This is a genomic window from Okeania sp. SIO3I5, assembly GCF_010672085.1.
In the GTDB taxonomy this organism is placed as follows: domain Bacteria; phylum Cyanobacteriota; class Cyanobacteriia; order Cyanobacteriales; family Microcoleaceae; genus Trichodesmium.
Map to the genome: position 1 here is coordinate 13,854 of NZ_JAAHHT010000114.1, position 14,522 is coordinate 28,375.

A 14,522-nucleotide genomic window follows, 5' to 3' on the forward strand; every position below is an offset into this window, starting at 1 on the left:
TTGAGATAAAATCCTCATTTATATTCTGTCTCCTGTACAGGCGATTCGCGAATCGCCCCTACAACTCCTGACTCCTTTACATTACCAAACGTAACAAAGAACTTCACCGCCGATACCTCTTTTTCTAGCTTCTCGATCGGTCATAATTCCACTAGATGTAGAAATAATAGCTATTCCTATTCCACCTAAAACTCGTGGCAATTCTTTGCGATTTTTATAAACTCGGAGTCCAGGTTTACTAACTCGCTTCAAATATTTAATGATAGGTTGGCGATTTTTGCCTTTGTATTTTAAAGAAATTACTAGGAATTTCTTAAGACCTTCCCCTTCCTGTTCAAACTCACCAATAAAACCTTCCTCTTTCAAGACTTTGGCAATACTGCGAGTCATCTTTGTTGCTGGAACTTTTGTTGTTGTATGTTGCGCCATGCAGGAGTTGCGAATTCGCGTCAACATATCTGATATTGTGTCGTTAGCCGCCATTTTTTCCCCTTTTCTTTAACTACTTTAGTTAACTCCGGAAGGGCATTCCCATTTCTTTAAGTAGGGCACGGCCTTCTTCATCAGTTTTAGCTGTGGTAATAATTGAGATATCCATTCCTCTAATTTGATCGATTTTGTCATATTCTATCTCGGGAAAAATTAGTTGTTCTTTAACGCCTAAACTATAATTGCCTCGGCCGTCAAAGCTTTTAGGATTTATGCCTCGGAAATCTCTAATTCTAGGTAATGCTAAGTTTATTAGTCGTTCTAGAAATTCATACATTCTGTCAGAACGTAGAGTCACCATTACTCCTACTGGCATTCCTTCACGGATTTTAAATCCAGCGATCGCTTTTTTTGCCCTAGTTACTACTGGTTTTTGACCTGTAATTGTAGCTATTTCCTTGACGGATGAGTCTAAAGCTTTAGCATTTTGAGATGCTTCCCCTAAACCACGATTAATTGTTACTTTTACCAGTTTTGGGACTTGGTGAATATTTTTATACTTAAATTGTTCTGTCAGTTTAGGAACAATTGTTTTGTGATAATATTTCTTCAGTGTATCTGACATTTTTTCGGTTATTAATTGAATAATTTCTTGAGAAAACACAGATATTTTTTGAATCTTTACTTCTTAAAAAATATCGAAGATTATTGACTCATTTTTTCTCAATTTTATCTAAAATTTCTCCTGTTTTTTTTAGCATTCGTACTTTCCGTCCATCATCTGTAAATGTATAACAAATACGACTAGCTACTTTTTGTTTAGTAGAATAGAGCATGACGTTAGAGCTGTGAATTGGAGCTTCAGTGGTGACAATTTTACCTGACTCTCCCTCTTGTTGAGGCTTAACGTGCTTTGTTTTTATGTTAACATCTTTAACTACAACTTTGCTAATCTTAGGTAATATCTGTAGAATTTCACCTACCTTACCTTTATCTTTTCCTGCAATTACTTGAACTGTGTCACCCTTCTTAACGTGCATCTTATAGCGTATAGGTTTTCCATTAGCGCTCATCAAGGGTTTTTTCTTTCTAGACATTACAGTACCTCCGGTGCTAGGGATACAATTTTAGTAAAATTTCTGTCTCGTAATTCACGAGCAACTGGGCCAAAAACGCGAGTACCCCGTGGGTTTCCATCCTGGTTGATGATCACCGCTGCGTTATCGTCAAATCTAATGCTCATACCACTGTCTCGGCGCAAACCTTTTTTAGTCCGAACCACAACAGCTCTCACTACATCTGATTTTTTCACGGCCATATTAGGAGATGCGTCTTTAACTACAGCTATAATTACATCACCTATGTGGGCGTACCGACGATTTCCACCACCCACTACTCGAATGCACATTAATTTTCGGGCACCGCTATTATCAGCTACATTTAGTAAAGATTGTTGTTGAATCATGGTGGTTTTTCTGATAGATAGTTTATGCTAAACCAAATTTAGTTGTAATTACAGCAATTTCGGAGGCGCGTGAGGTACAAAATTTCATTTAGTAATTTTAGTAACACAACCTTCCAGGTTGTAACAAGCAAGATGCTTGTGTTACAAAGATAGAGATTAATCCTCATGCATTGCTGTAACTTGTTCAATTATTAATAGCTTTATCAATGGATAACTAAATAATTATTAATTATTCATTATTAATTATTCATTATCAACTAACCTTTGAATTGATAATTTCTGCAAGTTCCCAACGTTTAGTTCTACTCAGAGGGCGAGTTTCTGTAATCCGAACGCGATCGCCTTCGTTACATTTATTTTCTTCGTCGTGAACTTTATATTTTTTAGTTTTAACGACTGTTTTACCATACCTAGGGTGAGCAGAGCGGTTTTCGATCGCCACCACTATTGTTTTGTCCATTTTGTTGCTGACAACTACCCCCACTCTTTCTTTTGCTGCCATAATTTTCCTTCACTATTTTATAAGTTAAAAGTATTCTTGATTTTTACCCAAAGGATAAAATTTTCATAGAGTGTTAACAATAAATATTTGACTAATATTTTATAACTGCAACACATATTAAGTTTTATAGCACTCCAAGCAAAGATTAGGACATTTCTAAATCCTGACACCTTTTGAAAGTTTACTATTCCCTATTCCCTATTCCCTATTCCCTAGCGCGTAGCGCTATGATTTTTACTCAGGGTTTTCTTCTGTTTCAACAGTAGTAGAATCTTCTGCTTTTTTAGCTAATTCCCGTTCTTTTTCTACTGTTAATAACTGAGCTAATCTATGACGGTTATGCTTAAACAGGTGTGTTTTTTCCATTCTTCCTGTACCTTTGAGGATTCGTAGATCAAACAGTTCTCGCTTAACTTTAACTATTTCAGTAGCAAGTTCTTCATCACTCAATTCCCTAACTTCTGCTACTTTTGGCAAAGCCATAAATTAATCCTCCTCGCGTACAATAAACCTTGTCTTAATTGGCAACTTAAATGATGCCAAGCGCATAGCTTCACGAGCTATATCTTCTGCCACTCCGCCCAACTCAAACATAATACGACCTGGTTTGACAACTGCAACCCAGTATTCAGGGGCACCTTTACCAGAACCCATACGAGTTTCTGCAGCTCGCATTGTAACTGGTTTATCTGGAAACACACGAATCCAAATTTTTCCACCCCTACGGATGTAACGAGTCATAGCACGACGAGCAGCTTCTATTTGACGGGAAGTAATCCAAGAAGGTTCTAATGCTTGGAGCGCATATTCACCAAAGTTAATCTTATTGCCACTATTTGCATTACCCCTCATCCGTCCGCGTTGCTGTTTCCGGAATTTTGTTCTTTTAGGACTTAACATAGTCTACTATTTTGTTTTTGACTTAGTATTTTCTGATATAACAGTTATCAGGGAGGTTAGTTGAACTTTAGAAAAAAATAGCCATACTAAGAATTCAACTTCTAAATTCAATAGTCACAGTAAGAACTCAAACTCTGAATTCTGAATTCTAAATTCAATAGTCACAGTAAAAACTCAACCTCTAAATTCTGAATTCTAAATTCAATAGTCACAGTAAGAACTCAACCTCTAAATTCTGAATTCTAAATTCAATTGAATTCTAAATTCTGAATTCTAAATTCTAAATTCCCTAAAATTTATCCTTCGTTAGACCTGTCTTCATATTGCTGACGACGTTTTTGTTGTCTACGTTTTGGTTGCCTTTCTTGAGCACTAGCAAGTTCTTCTTGACCAGGAATTATTTCTCCTTTGAAAATCCAAATTTTAATACCAAGGATACCGTAGATTGTTTTCGCAGTACAATAAGCATAATCAATATCAGCTCTTAATGTATGCAAAGGTACACTACCTTCTCTCGTCACCTCAGTCCGAGCAATTTCTGCTCCGTTAACCCGGCCACTGACTTGTACCTTAATGCCTTCTACACCAGCTTTTTGTGCTCTAGTTATAGCTTGACGTACAACTCGGCGAAAAGATACCCTTTTTTCTAGTTGTTGAGCGATGTATTCACCAATGAGCATCGCATCAGTGTCTACCTTTGTAACTTCAACAACATTGATTCTGATTTGACGGTTGCTACCCAAAAGTTTTTGTAACCCCACCCTCAAAGAATCAATACCCGCACCACCTCTACCAACCACTACACCTGGTCTAGCTGTGTTAACTTCTAAATCAATCTGCTCTGCTTTTCTCTCGATCCGGATTTGAGAAATTCCAGCGTTAGCAAGAGTTTTCTTCACATATAGACGAATTTTGTGGTCTTCTTCCAATAGGTCTGGGTAGTTCTTAGGATCGGCGTACCAACGAGAACGATGTTCTTGGGTAATACCTAGTCTAAAACCAGTTGGATGTATTTTTTGTCCCATTACTCTTAATATAGTATTTTAATCTAATCAAGGGAATTTCTGATAATTAGTTAATCATCAACTAAAGAAGCAACTGCCACTGTAATGTGACAAGTTGGTTTCCGAATTTTGTAAGCACGACCTTGAGCGCGGGGTCGATAACGTGGCAAACAAGGTCCTTGGTCAGCAAAAGCTTGGGAAATAACTAAGGTTTCTGGGTCTATCCCTTTATTATTCTCGGCATTTGCTGCTGCTGAACGTAAGACTTTCCGAATTGGAAGACAAGCTCGGTATGGCATAAATTCCAGGATGATTAATGCTTCCCGGTAAGAAATACCACGAATTTGATCGAGAACCCGCCGTACTTTAAACGGAGACATTCGGATATAACGCGCTATTGCTTTTACTTCTGTACTGGTATCTACAGGCATAACTGATATAAACGTCACATAACGTGATAATCTGATTTTTAATTCTTGCTGTACGGACGCCCTTATGCAACGTCCCTACCGTTGGCGGTTACTCATCCACAGGTATTAGCGATCAAGCTGACCGCATTTGTTAAATTAATACTTGCGTTGATTTGAACAACAATAATTAGGGCAATAAACCCGATTTCTTGTTTGAGTCGTAAGTCCTGTTATTTATCTTTTTGACTTTCTATCTGAACCGTGACCCCGATATGTTCTAGTTGGTGCAAATTCACCTAATTTATGACCTACCATCTGGTCAGAGATAAAAACAGGAACGTGCTGACGTCCGTTGTGTACTGCTATAGTGTGACCCACCATATCAGGGATAATAGTTGAAGCTCTTGACCAAGTTTTAATTACCTGTTTTTGATTTTTAGCATTTAAAGCTTCTACTTTCTTCAACAGAGTATCCGCAATGAATGGTCCTTTTTTTAATGAACGAGACATAATTGAATTTATTTCAAGAGGGAATAGGGAGTAGGAAGTAGGGAGTAGGGCAAATAATTGATGATTTCCGCGCGATAATTAATTTAATTTTTGATTATCGGAGATATCTAATTAAAACATGATCCTACTAAATTTATGAGTGCTGAACGCTTCTTAGCTTTGACGACCGCCTTTGCCTCGTTTCGATGACTTACGCCGACGTTGTACAATTAAAGCATCACTCTGTTTTTTCTTCTTGCGGGTTTTCATACCTAATGCTGGTTTACCCCAAGGAGTAACAGGTCCACTTCTACCAACTGGCGCTCGACCTTCACCACCACCATGTGGGTGATCGACTGGGTTCATCACACTACCTCTAACAGTTGGTCTCTTGCCTTTCCAACGATTACGACCTGCTTTACCTAAGCTGATATTCCGATGCTCAATGTTGCCGATTTGGCCTAGAGTAGCGTAGCAACTTGCTCTGACTTTACGTCGTTCACCAGAAGGGAGTTTGAGTGTTACATACTCACCTTCTTTTGCTACTACTTGAGCTACAGCACCAGCAGAACGCGCCATTTGTCCTCCTTTGCCAGGGACGAGTTCTATGTTATGAACGTCTGTACCCAAAGGAATTTGACTCAGAGGTAAAGCATTACCGATCTCTAGTGGAGCGTTGACTCCAGAGGTGATGAATGTTCCAACTTTTAATCCTACAGGATGCAGGATATAGCGCTTTTCTCCATCTTGATAATGTAGAAGTGCTATTCTGGCGTTCCGGTTGGGGTCGTATTCTATTGCTGCGACTTTCGCTGGAACATTATGTTTGTTACGATGGAAGTCTATAACACGATATAGTTTTTTAGCCCCTCCGCCTCGATGACGACAGGTAACCACACCACGGTTATTACGACCCTTTTTTCTATGTTTGAATTTTACCAGAGTTTTTTCTGGTTTCGACTTAGTGACTTCAGCAAAGTCTGAAACACTATGTTCTCGGGTACTTGGAGTATAGGGTCGGTAAGCACGAATACCCATAATAATTTATTCTTTATCCCACTTGATATTTTATAGTAAGCTTTCAGCTATTAGCTTTCAGCTTTCAGCTTTTAACCCTAATAACTGACTAAAAGTTAGTTGACGACCAATTTCATTGTTCCCTCTTGTATGGAAACATCTAATAATAAGTTAATAACTCATAGCTGATAGCTGAGTGCTGACCGCTGAGTGCTTAATATTTTTTAGAGGTCTGGGAACAGAACTTTCCGAATTGGTTCCCCATCTTCTAGGGTGACAATAGCTCTTTTATATTGAGGTTTGAAACCTATAAATTTGCCAACTCGACGCTTTTTTCTTGGTAAATTTAGGGTGTTAATTCCTATTACTTTTACCTCAAATACTTGCTCAATTACTTCTTTAATCATTGGCTTTGTTGCCCTTGGATCTACATCAAATGTATATTGATTTAGCTCCATTAACCTAGTAGCTTTTTCTGTAACAACTGGGTTTTTAATGATATCTACTAAGTCTCGCGAATCAAGTTTCATTCCCGTAGACCTCCTGAATTTTGGCAATTGCTGTTGCAGTCGCTATAATTTTATCTGCTTGTAGAATATCGTAAATATTCAAATTGTTGGCTAGACTAATTTTTAGCTTGGCAACGTTACGACCTGACAAATAAACGTTTTCTTGTTTCTCTGGCAAAACTAACAGAATTTTTGCTTCTGTATCTACTCCCCAACGAGCGATCGCCTGCATCAATTCTTTAGTTTTTGGTTTGGTAAATTGTTCGCCAAAGTCTTCTATAACTGTTAAGTCTTCTGAGCGACTTTGGAAAGCAGTGCTAAGTGCTAGACGTTTTTCCTTCCGGTTCATTTTGTGGGAATAGTCTCTTGGTTTAGGACCAAAAATTACACCACCACCACGCCATAGGGGAGAACGGATCGAACCTGCTCTTGCTCTACCTGTTCCTTTTTGTCGCCAGGGTTTACGTCCACCACCTCTTACTTCCGATCTGGTTTTGGTGCTAGCTGTTCCCTGGCGGTTATTTGCCATTTGTAGTCTTAGGGATCTGTGAACAACATGAGCTGCACTTTCTTCCTTCGCTACTCGTAAGTTGAGAGTTGCTTGCCCAACTTCTTCACCTTCCCAGTTTTTTACAACACAATCAACCATCTTTTTATCTCAAAAATTTTCTCCATCTTTGACAGTAACCATTCAACTATCAAAATTCAAGCAATACTTCAGCATGAAGTCTGATGCAATCAACAATTAATAATGCAATAATTCTTTAACTATTTATTATTAATTTATTTTCGACTAATTAGTAATAGGTAATGCCAAAATTCTTTAATTATTCATTATTCATTATTAATTATTCATTTTACTTTTTACCTACTATTTTTGCTGGTGCAACACTAACTAATGCGCCTGGTTTACCAGGAATAGTTCCTTTAATTAGTAATAGGTTTCGTTCGGCATCTATTCTTACTACTTTCAATTTTTTCGTAGTAACTCGCACATCTCCTAAATGTCCTGCCATTTTCTTTCCTGGATAAACACGTCCTGGAGTTGTTCCTGGACCTGTGGAACCTGGTAAGCGATGGTTTTTGGAGCCGTGTGCCATTGGTCCACGTCTAAAGTTATGACGTTTTTGATAACCAGCAAAGCCTTTTCCGATACTTTTTCCTGTAACATCAACGAGTTGACCTGCTTCAAATAGATCGACTTTTATTTGTTGACCTAATTCAAAGTTACCTGTATTATCTACTCTGTATTCTCGTAGATGACGTAAAGGAGTACCACCTGATTTAACTAAGTGTCCTTGTTGAGGGTTAGTTAAATACTTATTAACTTCTTTTGGTTCTTTTGTATTTAGTTTACGGGTTTTATTTTTGGCTTCACCATATCCAATTTGAACTGCAGTATAACCATCTGTTTGTTCTGTTTTGATCTGGGTAACTATACATGGACCTGCTTGAACTACTGTTACAGGAATTGCTTTTCCGGTTTCAGCTTCAAATACTTGTGTCATGCCTAGTTTTGTGCCAAGGATACCAACTGTCACTGTCGCTCTCCTTTATTTTTTATGCACTACAACAAGAATATTTATTAGTTTCAATAAATCATCTTTATTTTATCAAACAAAGATTAGTTTATATCCAATATTTCGTTCTAATATTGTCTGTATTTAATATGTCTAAGACAGACTATAGCAATCCTATTTCAGTTGTAAAATTTTATCGTAGGGGTTTTTCCAAATCCCTTTTTTGTTTAGATTTAGAGACCAAACCCTTACAGTTTTTTCTCACAAATCATTAGGGATTTTAACCCAAAACTGCTGATAGCTGATATCTACAGGACTTACGCAAATTCACAGTACGCTATCTGTATAGGGCGAATGCCATTCGCCCCTACTAAATATGGCGCTTGGTGCGTAAGTCCTGATCTAGTTAAATAGATTTAGATTTAATTTTTATTTACTCATAAATCTATCAATTGCTTTTGAATACCGAACAGCAGTAACTATACCCACAAAAAAATACAGTCAGAATTATACCTGCATTTTTTCTAGTAGGTTGAAGTAGTTAGGTTTTGACTGAAACTTTTCTCCTGAACGTTATATGAATTCTGGAGCTAATAATTAACAATATAAATTTTTATCGTCTGTTGAAGGCGATAATTCCTTACTTGCTACACTATTACTTTTCAGTTTTTATTGATCTAGTTATGACTGTATATTTGCCAGGACTTGAGTAGCTTGCTACTCAGTATCCGTTTAATTATTTGTTAACAGCCACTAACAAATAATTCCTATCTCATCTTATAAGTATGGAGTTTCTCTAATCTATAGACTGTCGAGATTCAACCTATTGTCCAATAAAGATTAATTTTTTCCTGACTTTTGAGATTATAATAGGTGGTTAATGCTTTTCAGACCACATCAACCTTTTTTCGGCGACAATAAATCATTGTATAGCATTTACTAAAACTTGTCTAGAGATTGAAAGAATTTTTTTTTAAGTTGCAAGAAACATCAACATTTTTGGTTTCACGAACTATAATGTAGACCAAGTAGAATTAGCTAGGCTCTAAGAATTAGGGAAAAGATTAAGCATGGCACTGATTACAACTGGTCGAGGAATGATTCGGGATTTAGAGAAGTCTGGATCTTTGGCCGTTTATGTTCCTCTGGAAGGTGGATTTGAAGGGCGTTATCAACGTCGGTTAAGAGCTTCTGGGTATGTAAGTCACAATATTACTGCCAGAGGATTAGGTGATTTGGCCATGTATCTCACGGGGGTACATGGAGTTAGACCTCCTCACTTGGGTAAGAAAACTGTGGGTAATGATGCCTGCGTTGGCTATGTTTACTATGTAACACCAATGTTGAGCCATAAATTGGACAATTTACCACCCAAGGCTAAAGGTTTAGTTCTGTGGATTCTAGAGGGTCAGATTCTATCTAGTCAAGAAATTGAGTATTTAACTGTCCTACCTAAGTCGGAACCACGGGTAAAGGTGGTAGTGGAAATGGGTGGCGATCGCTACTTTAGGTGGACACCACTACAAGATACTTTGGTACCTGCCTAGCTAGGGAGTGTAGGGAGGGTGGGAAGTGTGGGAAGTGTGGGAAGTGTAGGAAAAAAGTATAACCAGATTTGTTGGAGTATTTTTCAATCTTTTTGCTGTATTCCCTCTATCCCACTTGGCACTCTGTACCACAAATATTTAATTGTGGACTACCTTCACTTTCAAGATGTCACGAATAGTTTCAAACTTTACATATTAACAGGACTTACGCAACTTCTTAGACAAGACGCTATTTGTAGAGTGCAAATGCCATTCGCCCCTACTAGATATGGAGGTTCTGCGTAAGTTCTGATTAAATAATTTCTTGAAACTACTTTGCTGTCAAAGTTTTGAGCCTAGAAACCTTAACTTTTGACTTTTGTATGGGTGATTAGCGAATCACTCCTACTGACTGTTAACTTCCGTGAAACAGTATGAGGCATTAAAGGCTGAGAAATAAAACTTCAACTATAATATACCTTTGTTGGGGTGTTTTACCTTTTTACCTCGAATTTTTTAAGCTCAAGGCTACTATATTCAGCGTGAGAGAACGCTACTATCCTTTAAATTCCCTAAAAGAAGGCCACTGGTTTAAATTGATCTGTGGGGCCAGTTTTCAACACCTGCCAACGGTGAGAAATCTAACATTAGCTTATACCTTGGCTGGTGCAGATTGTATTGATGTGGCTGCAGATCCGGCGGCGATCGCTGCTGCTAAAGAGGCTGTGGAAGTTGCATCTAAGCTTAAGTCTTGGGGGAAAGATCGGAAATTTGGCTACCAAGGAAGGCCATGGATAATGGTCAGCATTAATGATGGAGAAGATCCTCATTTTCGGAAAGCTGAGTTTGACCCCAGTATTTGTCCCACAGACTGTTGGCGACCTTGTGAGAAAATATGTCCGGCAGAAGCTATAGTTTTTTCTGAAAATAGAAATGGTGTGATACCTAACTATTCAGGAGTAATAGATGAACTTTGCTATGGTTGTGGTAGGTGTTTGTCTGTATGTCCTAACAAACTAATACAGGCTCGCTCTTATGTATCTACTCCCAGTTCTATTGCATCATTAGTATTGCCGACTGGTGTAGATGCGATAGAAATTCATACTCAAGTGGGAAGAGAAACTGATTTTGAGCGACTCTGGAAAAGTATAAAACCTTGGGTAAGCCAACTAAAATTAATTGCAATTAGTTGTCCGGATGGGAAAGGGTTAATAGAGTATTTACAAAGTCTGTATGAAATTATCTCTCCTCTTCCCTGCGCTCTAATTTGGCAAACTGATGGTAAACCGATGAGTGGAGATATTGGGGCAGGTGCTACCGCAGCTACGATTAAGTTGAGTCAAAAGGTGTTAGATGCCGGATTACCAGGATATGTACAACTAGCAGGCGGTACAAATAATTCTACCGTAGCCAAGTTAATGACTGCGGGTTTGCTAGCAGATAAGAGTCTCGAACAAGACAAAGACTCTATCAATAACTTAAATACTCCCATTTCAGAGAATAAATTTGTTGCTGGTGTAGCTTATGGTAGCTATGCTCGTGTTTTGTTGTCACCAATTTTGGAGAAATTAGAAAAAATGCACAACTTACAATTACAGGCAATTGAATTTGCCTGCGGTACAACTGGTGCCAAAGTCAAAGATTTTAATCAACACCAGAGTAAAAATTCTCAACTCACAAAGTTAGAAACTGTACCAGAAATTCTTTGGGAAGCTGTCAGTTTAGCTAATTCTCTGGTTTCCCAAATTAAAAGATTTTAGATAAGTAAGAGCTTGAATTAACTAGCTATCAGCTTTTAGCATTTCTATACCGGAATGCTTCGCAAACAGCGATCGGCTTTTTTAACTTGGGTGAAAATGCCCTTGAAAATCTAAAAAAATGATTCTATTAGGACGTCTAGACTAAAATTGTGGATAAGTTTGAGCAACCACCGAAAACCTCTCCCCCAACCCCTCTCCTACAAGGAGAGGAGAGAAACTCTCCCTTCCCTCATCCCCCCTTTCAAAGGGGGGTAAGGGGGGATTTTTGGGGGGTTAGGTTTTTTTCAAGCTAGACGCGCTACTGCTGATTGCTGACCGCTTGCTGACCGCTTCCTTTAAGGTTTCAGTTCTTGCCTCTCATCGATTTCTTTTATCACCCATGTAGATAAAGTAATTTTAAATTATAGAATGCACATTACAGACGACCTTCATAGACTATTGGAAATTGTGCCGGATGAAATCAGACGGCCCCTACAGCAGCATCAAGAGCGAAATCATCTGATTGAAATTGTGATGGATCTGGGTCGTTTCCCAGAAGCTCGTTTTCCATCCCACGCAGAATATTTAGGCGAAATTCCTGTTTCGAGAAAAGACCTGAGTTATTCTCTAGAACGAGTTGGCAATTTTAGCAGTGATAATCGAGCAGGTATTGAGCAGACGCTACACCGAATTAGTGCGATGCGCAACCGCACGGGAGAAGTTATTGGTTTGACTTGCCGAGTGGGGCGGGCAGTATTTGGCACAATTACTATGATTCGTGAGTTGGTGGAAACGGGAAGGTCAATTTTGATGCTTGGTCGCCCCGGTGTAGGAAAAACAACGGCACTACGAGAAATTGCGCGGGTGCTTGCTGATGATTTGGGAAAACGGGTCGTAATTATTGATACTTCTAATGAAATTGCTGGAGATGGAGATGTGCCTCACCCTGCTATTGGCCGTGCCCGTCGGATGCAGGTTGCGACTCCTGAAGAACAGCATCGAGTAATGATTGAGGCGGTGGAAAATCATACGCCGGAGGTGATTGTGATTGATGAGATTGGTACGGAATTGGAAGCTTTGGCAGCGAGAACAATTGCCGAACGTGGGGTGCAGTTGGTGGGTACTGCTCATGGAAATCAGATTGAAAATTTGGTAAAAAATCCAACTTTATCGGATCTGATCGGGGGTATTCAAGCTGTAACTTTGGGTGATGATGAGGCTCGACGGCGGGGTTCTCAAAAGACTGTTTTGGAACGTAAGGCACCGCCAACTTTTGAAATTGCTGTGGAAATGTTGGAAAGGCATCGTTGGGTGGTTCACGAGCAGGTTGCTGATACTGTTGATGCTTTGCTGCGGGGGCAAAAACCTAATCCACAGGTGAGGACTATGGATGATACTGGTGAGGTGAAGATTACACAAGAGTTGAACAGTACCCCTGGATTGGGTGCGGGTGTTAATGGTAATGCGGGGCGGTTACTGAAACAGTCGGGGGAGATGTTGACTGCGGGTGGTGGTTTTCGGGATTCTGGTTACATGATGCCGTTGCCGAATACAAGTCAAGTTAGTCAACCTCTGGAGTTTTCTGAGGCTAAGTCTTTTGAAAAGTTGTTGGATGAGTCTTTGTCTGGGAATGGGATGTTTTCTCATGGCACAGCAGGACGTTGGGAGGATAAAAGTAGAGGTCCGAATGGTGAGGATTTGCCTTTGCATATCTATCCTTATGCTATTCCACGGCATCAAATGGAGCAGGTGATTACTACTTTGGGTTTGCCTGTGGTTTTGACTAAGGATATTGATAGTGCGGATGTGGTTTTGGCTTTGCGATCGCACACCCGGAAACAGTCTAAGTTACGTCATGCGGCGAAGACTCGTCAGGTGCCTATTCATGTGATTAAGAATAGTGGTTTGCCTCAAATTGCTAAGGCGTTGCGACGGTTGTTGGATATGGATGATCCTGCTACTCCTGAGTTTGCTGATTTGAGTTTGTTTGCTGCTTCTGCTTCGGAGGATGAGATGGAGGCGTTGGAGGAAACAAGGTTGGCGGTGGAGCAAATTGTGATTCCGAAGGGGCAACCTGTTGAGCTTTTGCCACGTTCTCCGAAGGTGCGTAAGATGCAGCATGAGTTGGTTGAGCATTATCGGTTGAAGTCTGCTAGTTTTGGTGAGGAACCTAACCGACGTTTGCGCATTTATCCAGCGTGATTTGAGAGTGTGGCTCACACGGATTATGGCACGGATACACGGATTAAGTTTGGTAGGGTGCGTTATCGGTTGAAGTCTGCTAGTTTTGGTGAGGAACCTAACCGACGTTTGCGTATTTATCCAGCGTGATTTGAGAGTGTGGCTCACACGGATTATGGCACGGATACACGGATTAAGTTTGGTAGGGTGCGTTAATGAAATGTAACGCACCGCCTATCCTAAATGTTACGGTGCGTTACGCTTTCCTGCGGAATGCTGCGCAAACGCTTTTCATGTCGCGCTCGCTATTATTGTCCAATAAATAAATCTATTATCTTCGGTATTAAAAAAAGGCTGAAGCTCATACCTGTAAAGGCTTTGAGCGCTTTAACTATTGGCCAATAAATGAATCAAACATCAAAGATTGATAAAAAAAGGCTGAAAGTCATACCTGTAAAGGCTTTGAGCGCTTTAACTATTGGCCAATAAATGAATCAAACATCAATAATCTGAAAGAGGGTGATATAGCTGCCACTAGGTTCACCTTTCATGTCGGGGACAACCGAAAAGCGGAACGGATTTTCTATGGCTATTACAACAAAGCCATTCAAAATTATAACCTCTGCTTATTTGCGCAGCATGAGCAGGAAAGTCAGAGGTTTGAAATCAGGAAAATATTTTTGATTTTTTCGTTAGGTACGAACGAGGCTTGAATTCTTAATTAAACAATTATTGAAATTAAGGAATAAACCAAAATTTTTGAACTTTGAATTTTGAATTTTGAATTAAAATTGAGGCTTGAATTCTTAATTAAACAATTATTGAAATTAA

General features: G+C 39.3%; 18 protein-coding genes. 4 read left to right on the forward strand and 14 right to left on the reverse strand.

The annotated features are described in order from the left end of the window. Positions 1 to 81 precede the first annotated feature (81 nt). The 14 genes from rpsH to rplC form a co-directional block, all read right to left on the reverse strand. On the reverse strand, positions 82 to 483 hold the full coding sequence (gene rpsH, locus F6K40_RS22915; protein WP_293139412.1) for a 30S ribosomal protein S8: 402 nt from the start codon (positions 481 to 483) through the stop codon (positions 82 to 84). Positions 484 to 511: 28 nt separating this feature from the next. Then, the gene (gene rplE, locus F6K40_RS22920) at positions 512 to 1,054 is read right to left on the reverse strand and encodes a 50S ribosomal protein L5 (RefSeq protein ID WP_293139413.1); all 543 of its coding nucleotides are present in this window, start codon (positions 1,052 to 1,054) and stop codon (positions 512 to 514) included. An 88-nt stretch (positions 1,055 to 1,142) separates the two neighbouring features. Beyond that, positions 1,143 to 1,526, reverse strand: a complete 384-nt coding sequence (rplX, locus tag F6K40_RS22925; protein ID WP_293139414.1) for a 50S ribosomal protein L24 — start codon at positions 1,524 to 1,526, stop codon at positions 1,143 to 1,145. Further along, positions 1,526 to 1,894 carry a 50S ribosomal protein L14 gene (gene rplN / locus F6K40_RS22930; RefSeq protein WP_293139415.1) on the reverse strand — a complete coding sequence of 123 codons (369 nt, stop codon included), beginning with the start codon at positions 1,892 to 1,894 and terminating at the stop codon, positions 1,526 to 1,528. Before rplN ends, rplX begins: the two co-directional genes overlap by 1 nt. Before the next feature lie 253 nt (positions 1,895 to 2,147). After that, complete coding sequence (rpsQ, locus tag F6K40_RS22935) at positions 2,148 to 2,396, reverse strand: 30S ribosomal protein S17 (protein ID WP_293139416.1); 249 nt, start codon at positions 2,394 to 2,396, stop codon at positions 2,148 to 2,150. A 234-nt stretch (positions 2,397 to 2,630) separates the two neighbouring features. Further along, positions 2,631 to 2,879, reverse strand: coding sequence for a 50S ribosomal protein L29 (gene rpmC / locus F6K40_RS22940; RefSeq protein WP_293139417.1), 249 nt, complete (start codon positions 2,877 to 2,879; stop codon positions 2,631 to 2,633). Positions 2,880 to 2,882: 3 nt separating this feature from the next. Beyond that, positions 2,883 to 3,296 carry a 50S ribosomal protein L16 gene (rplP, locus tag F6K40_RS22945; RefSeq protein WP_293139418.1) on the reverse strand — a complete coding sequence of 138 codons (414 nt, stop codon included), beginning with the start codon at positions 3,294 to 3,296 and terminating at the stop codon, positions 2,883 to 2,885. Positions 3,297 to 3,592: 296 nt separating this feature from the next. Continuing rightward, entirely contained in the window at positions 3,593 to 4,321 is a 729-nt protein-coding gene (gene rpsC / locus F6K40_RS22950) for a 30S ribosomal protein S3 (RefSeq protein WP_293139419.1), read from the reverse strand. A gap of 50 nt (positions 4,322 to 4,371) precedes the next feature. After that, positions 4,372 to 4,731, reverse strand: coding sequence for a 50S ribosomal protein L22 (rplV, locus tag F6K40_RS22955; RefSeq protein ID WP_293139429.1), 360 nt, complete (start codon positions 4,729 to 4,731; stop codon positions 4,372 to 4,374). A gap of 213 nt (positions 4,732 to 4,944) precedes the next feature. After that, positions 4,945 to 5,220, reverse strand: a complete 276-nt coding sequence (gene rpsS / locus F6K40_RS22960; RefSeq protein WP_293139420.1) for a 30S ribosomal protein S19 — start codon at positions 5,218 to 5,220, stop codon at positions 4,945 to 4,947. Between the two features lie 153 nt (positions 5,221 to 5,373). Then, positions 5,374 to 6,237: a 50S ribosomal protein L2 gene (gene rplB, locus F6K40_RS22965; RefSeq protein ID WP_293139421.1), complete on the reverse strand. Its 864-nt coding sequence runs from the start codon at positions 6,235 to 6,237 to the stop codon at positions 5,374 to 5,376. Positions 6,238 to 6,440: 203 nt separating this feature from the next. After that, positions 6,441 to 6,746 (reverse strand): 50S ribosomal protein L23, encoded by a 306-nt coding sequence (locus tag F6K40_RS22970; RefSeq protein WP_293139422.1) that lies wholly within the window; start codon positions 6,744 to 6,746, stop codon positions 6,441 to 6,443. Then, the gene (rplD, locus tag F6K40_RS22975) at positions 6,736 to 7,374 is read right to left on the reverse strand and encodes a 50S ribosomal protein L4 (RefSeq protein WP_293139423.1); all 639 of its coding nucleotides are present in this window, start codon (positions 7,372 to 7,374) and stop codon (positions 6,736 to 6,738) included. The genes F6K40_RS22970 and rplD overlap by 11 nt, the downstream gene beginning before the upstream one ends. A 208-nt stretch (positions 7,375 to 7,582) precedes the next feature. Further along, positions 7,583 to 8,266, reverse strand: a complete 684-nt coding sequence (gene rplC, locus F6K40_RS22980) for a 50S ribosomal protein L3 (protein ID WP_293139424.1) — start codon at positions 8,264 to 8,266, stop codon at positions 7,583 to 7,585. 1,049 nt (positions 8,267 to 9,315) lie between these two features. On the opposite strand from rplC, the gene ndhN reads away from it, so the two are divergent. From ndhN to F6K40_RS23000, 4 genes are all read left to right on the forward strand, one after another. Next, positions 9,316 to 9,792 carry an NAD(P)H-quinone oxidoreductase subunit N gene (gene ndhN, locus F6K40_RS22985; protein WP_293139425.1) on the forward strand — a complete coding sequence of 159 codons (477 nt, stop codon included), beginning with the start codon at positions 9,316 to 9,318 and terminating at the stop codon, positions 9,790 to 9,792. A gap of 18 nt (positions 9,793 to 9,810) precedes the next feature. Then, complete coding sequence (locus tag F6K40_RS22990) at positions 9,811 to 10,077, forward strand: hypothetical protein (protein ID WP_293139426.1); 267 nt, start codon at positions 9,811 to 9,813, stop codon at positions 10,075 to 10,077. 236 nt (positions 10,078 to 10,313) lie between these two features. Beyond that, positions 10,314 to 11,531 carry a circadian clock protein LdpA gene (gene ldpA / locus F6K40_RS22995; protein ID WP_293139427.1) on the forward strand — a complete coding sequence of 406 codons (1,218 nt, stop codon included), beginning with the start codon at positions 10,314 to 10,316 and terminating at the stop codon, positions 11,529 to 11,531. A gap of 408 nt (positions 11,532 to 11,939) precedes the next feature. Beyond that, complete coding sequence (locus F6K40_RS23000; RefSeq protein ID WP_293139428.1) at positions 11,940 to 13,712, forward strand: R3H domain-containing nucleic acid-binding protein; 1,773 nt, start codon at positions 11,940 to 11,942, stop codon at positions 13,710 to 13,712. Positions 13,713 to 14,522: the final 810 nt, after the last annotated feature.

What these genes read in the sequence shown, in the direction of transcription:
- rplE (WP_293139413.1), bottom strand. Translation starts at nt 1,054, where the DNA reads ATGTCAGATACACTGAAGAAATATTATCACAAAACAATTGTTCCTAAA.
- rpsH (WP_293139412.1), bottom strand. Translation starts at nt 483, where the DNA reads ATGGCGGCTAACGACACAATATCAGATATGTTGACGCGAATTCGCAAC.
- rplB (WP_293139421.1), bottom strand. Translation starts at nt 6,237, where the DNA reads ATGGGTATTCGTGCTTACCGACCCTATACTCCAAGTACCCGAGAACAT.
- rplX (WP_293139414.1), bottom strand. Translation starts at nt 1,526, where the DNA reads ATGTCTAGAAAGAAAAAACCCTTGATGAGCGCTAATGGAAAACCTATA.
- F6K40_RS23000 (WP_293139428.1), top strand. Translation starts at nt 11,940, where the DNA reads ATGCACATTACAGACGACCTTCATAGACTATTGGAAATTGTGCCGGAT.
- rplV (WP_293139429.1), bottom strand. Translation starts at nt 4,731, where the DNA reads ATGCCTGTAGATACCAGTACAGAAGTAAAAGCAATAGCGCGTTATATC.
- rpsC (WP_293139419.1), bottom strand. Translation starts at nt 4,321, where the DNA reads ATGGGACAAAAAATACATCCAACTGGTTTTAGACTAGGTATTACCCAA.
- rpsS (WP_293139420.1), bottom strand. Translation starts at nt 5,220, where the DNA reads ATGTCTCGTTCATTAAAAAAAGGACCATTCATTGCGGATACTCTGTTG.
- rpsQ (WP_293139416.1), bottom strand. Translation starts at nt 2,396, where the DNA reads ATGGCAGCAAAAGAAAGAGTGGGGGTAGTTGTCAGCAACAAAATGGAC.
- rpmC (WP_293139417.1), bottom strand. Translation starts at nt 2,879, where the DNA reads ATGGCTTTGCCAAAAGTAGCAGAAGTTAGGGAATTGAGTGATGAAGAA.
- F6K40_RS22970 (WP_293139422.1), bottom strand. Translation starts at nt 6,746, where the DNA reads ATGAAACTTGATTCGCGAGACTTAGTAGATATCATTAAAAACCCAGTT.
- rplN (WP_293139415.1), bottom strand. Translation starts at nt 1,894, where the DNA reads ATGATTCAACAACAATCTTTACTAAATGTAGCTGATAATAGCGGTGCC.
- ndhN (WP_293139425.1), top strand. Translation starts at nt 9,316, where the DNA reads ATGGCACTGATTACAACTGGTCGAGGAATGATTCGGGATTTAGAGAAG.
- rplP (WP_293139418.1), bottom strand. Translation starts at nt 3,296, where the DNA reads ATGTTAAGTCCTAAAAGAACAAAATTCCGGAAACAGCAACGCGGACGG.
- rplD (WP_293139423.1), bottom strand. Translation starts at nt 7,374, where the DNA reads ATGGTTGATTGTGTTGTAAAAAACTGGGAAGGTGAAGAAGTTGGGCAA.